The organism is uncultured Campylobacter sp. (assembly GCF_938040115.1).
GTDB lineage: Bacteria > Campylobacterota > Campylobacteria > Campylobacterales > Campylobacteraceae > Campylobacter_A.
In genome coordinates this window covers 1-5,744 of the sequence record NZ_CALHXD010000004.1, presented here as the reverse complement: position 1 = coordinate 5,744, position 5,744 = coordinate 1, and the positions used below count along the sequence as shown (strand labels likewise).

Annotated in this window: 7 protein-coding genes; 5 read left to right on the top strand and 2 right to left on the bottom strand. The window is 48.5% G+C overall.

All coding sequences use genetic code 11. The features are described 5' to 3' along the window. Positions 1 to 328 precede the first annotated feature (328 nt). From Q0314_RS00125 to Q0314_RS00105, 5 genes are all read left to right on the top strand, one after another. Complete coding sequence (locus Q0314_RS00125) at positions 329 to 1,195, top strand: AraC family transcriptional regulator (protein WP_298055115.1); 867 nt, start codon at positions 329 to 331, stop codon at positions 1,193 to 1,195. A gap of 226 nt (positions 1,196 to 1,421) precedes the next feature. Then, the gene (locus Q0314_RS00120; RefSeq protein WP_298055112.1) at positions 1,422 to 2,273 is read left to right on the top strand and encodes an aldo/keto reductase; all 852 of its coding nucleotides are present in this window, start codon (positions 1,422 to 1,424) and stop codon (positions 2,271 to 2,273) included. A 36-nt stretch (positions 2,274 to 2,309) separates the two neighbouring features. Then, positions 2,310 to 3,239, top strand: coding sequence for an alpha/beta hydrolase (locus Q0314_RS00115; RefSeq protein WP_298055109.1), 930 nt, complete (start codon positions 2,310 to 2,312; stop codon positions 3,237 to 3,239). Positions 3,240 to 3,255: 16 nt separating this feature from the next. Next, a complete protein-coding gene (locus Q0314_RS00110) occupies positions 3,256 to 3,825 on the top strand; it encodes a flavodoxin (protein WP_298055107.1) in 570 nt (189 codons plus the stop codon). 169 nt (positions 3,826 to 3,994) lie between these two features. Beyond that, positions 3,995 to 4,441, top strand: coding sequence for a cupin domain-containing protein (locus tag Q0314_RS00105; protein WP_298055098.1), 447 nt, complete (start codon positions 3,995 to 3,997; stop codon positions 4,439 to 4,441). Positions 4,442 to 4,504: 63 nt separating this feature from the next. Here Q0314_RS00105 and Q0314_RS00100 read toward each other — a convergent pair whose 3' ends face one another. Further along, on the bottom strand, positions 4,505 to 4,864 hold the full coding sequence (locus Q0314_RS00100) for an Imm10 family immunity protein (RefSeq protein ID WP_298055094.1): 360 nt from the start codon (positions 4,862 to 4,864) through the stop codon (positions 4,505 to 4,507). A gap of 44 nt (positions 4,865 to 4,908) precedes the next feature. Then, a partial coding sequence (gene purM / locus Q0314_RS00095) for a phosphoribosylformylglycinamidine cyclo-ligase (protein ID WP_298055092.1) occupies positions 4,909 to 5,744 on the bottom strand: 836 nt, incomplete at its 5' end.

Below are 5,744 nucleotides of genomic sequence, written 5' to 3'. Positions count from 1 at the left end.
ATGAGGTCATAGACGTAGCCGAGGCAAATGCCAAGGCGTGGAATATGGCGGAGCTCTACAGCCGCGAAAATATCGCTAAAATTCTTGAGCTGGCAAGATAAATTTAAATGGAGTAAATCGGCTTATGGCTTTAGCCTCTTGCTTTGACTTTTGATTTTCGGACGGTCGTTAAACCATCCGAGCTTATCATTTTGGATTGAGCTCTTTTAAATATTTGGCGAGCCGACTTTGCCTATTTACTTGCTAAATTTGAGAAAGCGGGTCGGTGGATATTCGTAGCTTACTATTTTATAAATTTTGCTAAAATTCCAAAAACCAAGGAGGCACAATGAACAAGATAGATGAAATTTGCAAGTATTTGGACGCTAAATTTAGCTCAGACGGTAAGATACAAAGCGATATAAAGGAGCTGTTTGTCTACCGAGCAAGCGTGCCGACCGAGTTTTTAACCGGCGTTTACGAGCCTGCGCTTTGCATGGTTTTTAAGGGCTCAAAACTGGCCAAAGTCGGTAATGATTTTTACGAGTACGACGAGCAGCGCTATCTGCTAGCCGCTACGCACATCCCCGCCGTTGCGAAGATCAAAGGCTGCCCGTATCTAGCCATAAAGATCAACTTTGAGCTAGAAGATATCTTGGGCGTGATCGAAAGCATTGGCGGCGCCGAGAGCAAAAAGGGCGAGTTTGCAGGGCTAGCTCTTGGGGCGGTAGATGATGAGCTGCTTGAAGCCGTATTTAAATTTATCCGTTTGCTAGAGCGTCCAAACGATGCTAAATTTTTAGCAAAGCTCGCGATAAAGGAAATTTTATACATACTCTTAAAGGGCGAAAACGGCGATTTCCTGCGCCAATACGCAATGCTAGAAACCATAGAAAATCGCGTCACGCGCGCTGCTAAAGAGATAAAATCAAACTACGCCGAGGCGATAAATATCGAAAATTTAGCCAGAAAGCTCGGTATTAGCGCATCGTCGCTATATCATAACTTCAAGCGTATCACGGCGCTTAGTCCGCTTCAATTTCAAAAAAAGATCCGCCTCGAAGAGGCAAAAAATCTCTTGATAAATCAAAATTTAGACGCCGCAGAGGCTGCATTTGCCGTCGGTTACGCGAGCCCTTCGCAGTTTAATAGAGAGTACTCCAGGATGTTTGGCATGCCTCCTAAGGCGCACGTCTTAGCCATAACTGGCGCTTAAATTTAGTGCGGGCAGGTCTGCTGTCTCTCGTTGATTTTATCTTTCAAGCCTCTTTTATCTAAAATTTACATTTTCGACCCACCCCAACTACAAATTTGATCTAAATTTTGTATTTTTTATAATATTTGCAGAAATAGGCAATGATTTTGCAGGATCGTTCTACCTCCTTTTTTTTAAAACCGTTATAATCACTTCAGTTAAAAAATTAAAATTGCAAGGAGAAAAAATGCAGTATTTAACCTTAAACGACGGCAACAAAATGCCGATTTTAGGCTACGGAGTGTATCAGGTGGAGCCCACAGAGGCTCAAAGGTGCGTTGAGGATGCGATTAGCGTTGGTTACCGCCTCATCGACACTGCGCAGTCTTATCATAACGAAGAGGGCGTTGGCGCGGCAGTTAAAACGGCAATAGCCGGCGGCGTGAAACGCGAGGAGCTTTTTATAACGACAAAGCTTTGGGTGAGCGACGTAAGCGAGGATAGAGCGCTAAAAGCCTTTGATGCGTCGATGAAAAAGCTAGGGCTTGATTATCTCGATCTATATCTCATCCATCAGCCATATAGCGACACTTACGGCGCGTGGCGAGCGATGAGTAGGCTTAAAAAAGAGGGCCGCATCCGCAGCATCGGCGTTAGTAACTTTAACCCGGGCCAAATTATGGACTTTGCGATAAACAACGAGATAAAGCCCGCGATAAATCAGATCGAGTGCAATCCTTTTCACCAGCAGCTCGCAGCGCAGGTAAATTTAAAAGAGCTCGGCATCGCGATGCAAAGCTGGGCGCCTTTTGGCGAGGGCAGAAAGGATATGTTCAGCAACGCGGTGCTAAAAACGATCGCGCAAAAGCAAGGCAGAAGCGTGGCTCAAGTGATTTTACGCTGGCTCGTGCAGCGCGGTATCGTCGTCATACCAAAGAGCGTAAGCAAAGAGCGTATGGCGGAAAATTTCAATATATTTGATTTCTCGCTAAGCGAGGCGGATATGCAAACGATCACCGGACTGGATAGCGGGGCAAGCCTGTTTTTCGACCACAGCGATCCACAGATAGTAAAGATGGTAAATAACCTATCAAGATAGGTTCGGCTTTGCCGGCTAAATTTAAAAAGGTTGATTTTGAAAAAGTTTTTGATTTCGGCGCTATTTGCGGCAGCACTAGCGGGAGGGCAGATGAACGAGAGCTTTACAAAAGAGAGCAAAATTTCAGATGTCGTCCGTGATGCGGCGTTTGGTGATTACGGCAGGTTGCTTTTCCCTACGCACAAGGGTTATTTTAGCGGCGGTAAGCTCGGCGAGCTAAATTTGACGTGGTACGAGCACATCGATGCCGATAAAACGGTTGAAATTTTAAACTATCTAAAAGATCGCGCTAAGGCCGGCGAGCAGGTATTTTATGATATTTACTCAAATACCGAAAAAGCCGCCGATCCGCGCAAAAACGATACTGGGCTTTTTTATTTTAAAGGCGAGCGGGGCAAGCCGTTTGCAGTGGTGGTCGCCGGAGGCGGCTTTGCCTATGTGGGCGCGATGCATGATAGTTTCCCGCACGCGCTTGAGCTTTCTAAAAAGGGCTACAACGCCTTTGCGTTGATCTACCGCCCGGGCGCTAGGAGCGGAGCGCAAGACCTTGCTCGTGCGATTAGCTTTATTTTTGAGCACGCAAAGGAGCTTGAGGTGGGAGTGGAGTTTTATTCGCTGTGGGGCGGCTCGGCCGGAGCTAGGCTCGTAGCGATGCTGGGAAGCTACGGCACGCAGGCTTTTGAGCAGGGCTCGCATCCACGCCCTGCAGCCGTGATAATGCAATATACGGGCTATTCGGACTTTACGCGAAATGATCCGCCGACCTTTGCCGTCGTTGGCGAAAACGACCGGATCGCAAGCCCCAGCGTGATGGAGCGACGGATACGAAATTTAGCCGCTGCGGGCGTTAAAACGCAGTTTCGTAGCTACGCAAATTTAGGTCACGGATTTGGCTTAGGCACCGGCACGGCGGCACAAGGCTGGCTGGATGAGGCGGTCAAATTTTGGCAAGAACAGATGAGATAAAAGAAAGGAAAATAAAATGAAAAAACTAAGCAAAATAATGGCTACGGCGCTTGCTATGTGTTCATTCGCGGCAAACCAAAGCGCAGCGGAAAATATCAAATTTGAGCCGCAAAAGACGCTCGTAGTCTATTTCTCCGCAGGCGGCAATACGGCTAGAGCGGCAAATTTAATAGCGCAAAATTTAGGCGCTAAGATAGTCGAGCTAAAACCGGTGCAGCCCTACACAAACGCAGATCTAAACTACAATGATCCAAAAAGTCGCGTTAGCCGCGAGCACGATGATGCATCGCTTAGGAGCGTACCACTAACTAACGCTAAAATCCCCGGCTGGGAGAGCTACGAGGCTGTTTTCGTGGGCTATCCGATCTGGTGGCACGATGCTGCGTGGCCGATTGACGAGTTTATAAAAAACAACGATTTTAACGGCAAAAAAGTGATCCCGTTTTGCACCGTTTATAGCTCCGGGCTTGAAAATAGCGATAAAAATTTAGCCAAGAAAGCAAACGGCGGCGAGTGGCTAGCGGGGAAGTGCTTCGGCGAGAGACCGAGCGAAAAAGAGATAAAAGAGTGGCTCACAAAATTTTAGGCGACTTTTGCACTTTGGCTTTAAATTTGTGATTAAATTTAAAGCGAGCATAATGAAAGATAAAAATAAACGCTAAATTCTTAAAATTTTGAGTTTAGCGGCGATGGCGTGGGCATTAAATTTAAGCGCGCAAGAGAGCATTGCGAAAAATATAAATAAAGGAGAAAAGATGCAGGAAAAGCAAGTTTTGGTTAAAAAGGAAAATCTCGCCGTTTATGATAAGGTAAGCGATAAAATTTTTGCAGGCGGATTGCCTAAAGTCACGCTGCTTTTCGGCGCAACGCCTTATGCAAACGCAGGGGCGGCGCTAGTGCATTTTCCGCGTGGAGTACGCACGGCATGGCACACGCATCCTGCGGGGCAAAATTTAATCGTAACGAAGGGCAAAATTTACACCGGTACGGCGGACGGAATCGTGCAAATCGCTCACCCGGGCGACGTAGTGCTTTGTCCGCCGGGCGTCAAACACTGGCATGGAGCCGGACTGCACGAAGACGGCGAGCACATCGCGGTAACCTTCGAAAAGGACGGCAAAAATGTAACGTGGATGAAGCATCTAGGCGAGGACGAATATAAAAACCTCATCGAAAAAGCGGACGCAAAGGACGCGGAGTAGTATCCTCCGGTAGAATTTACATCGCGCTTGCTAAATTTTACGTGCCGTTAGGCGCATTTAAATTTACCCCTCGATGCTAAGCAGATCGCCGAAAATTTCTTTACAATACTGCATGAAGCGTTTGGGAATTTTGACGCCGCGGATATCCACGGCGATGACGCTATCTTGGACTTCAAAAACGATAAGCTCGCTAGTGATTTTCACAGCCTTGCAGCCGTTATAGCATACATCGCCATTGCACTCTGCGTATAAGCCGTTATGCGGCGCATCTGCGTCCTCGTGCCGCCCAAGCTTAATCGGTCTTTGGAAAAGCAGATAGTTTTTATAGTCGTACTTGTCGTCCGCAAGACCTATCATATAATAATTCTCGGCGCTGTTTTTGGAAACGGTCGCAATGCTAGCTTTAAAATTTAGTATAAACATAAATTCTGCCTTGGCAAAAAGCGGCAAATTTTACCGCTTCAAATTTACACGAGCTGTGCGCCCCCGCCTTTTACGACCTCGCCGATGACGTAGCCGTCGGTATTTGCCAGCACGAAGTCCGCGTTTTGCTTCGGCGCTACGACGATCATGCCAACGCCCATATTAAACGTCCTCATCATCTCGGCGGGCTCCACCTTTTGCGCGATGATTTTAAAGATCTCAGGCGTGCGGATCGCGGCATGCTCGATCTTCGCACCCAGCCCCTCTGGAAATACGCGCGGCAAATTTTCCAAGATGCCGCCGCCCGTGATATGCGCTAACGCGTGGATCTTGTCTTTTAAATTTAAAAAGTCGCCGACGTAGATCCTGGTCGGCTCCAAAAGCACGTCGATGAGCGCGCGGCCGTCCACTTTGTCGTCAAATTTTAGCCCCAGCTCGGCGACCACTTTGCGCGCGAGCGAGAAGCCGTTTGAGTGCAGGCCGCTACTAGGAAGCGCGATGAGCACGTCGCTTTCGCGGACGAATTTTGAGCGGTCGATCTCGTCCTCCTCGGCGATACCCACGGCAAAGCCCGCGAGGTCAAAATCGCCCTTCTCATACATCGATGGCATCTCTGCCGTCTCGCCGCCGATCAGCGCGCAGCGGGCGAGCTTGCAGCCCTCGGCGATGCTTTTTACGACCTCTTTGGCATCCGCGATCTCAAGCTTTGCCGTCGCGTAGTAGTCGAGGAAAAATAGCGGCTCGGCAAAGTTGCAGATGAGGTCGTTTACGCACATGGCGACGAGATCCTGCCCGACGCCGTCAAATTTACGCGCATCGATCGCAAGTCGCAGCTTTGTGCCCACGCCGTCGGTGGCGCCTAGGATCGCGGGCTTTTTGT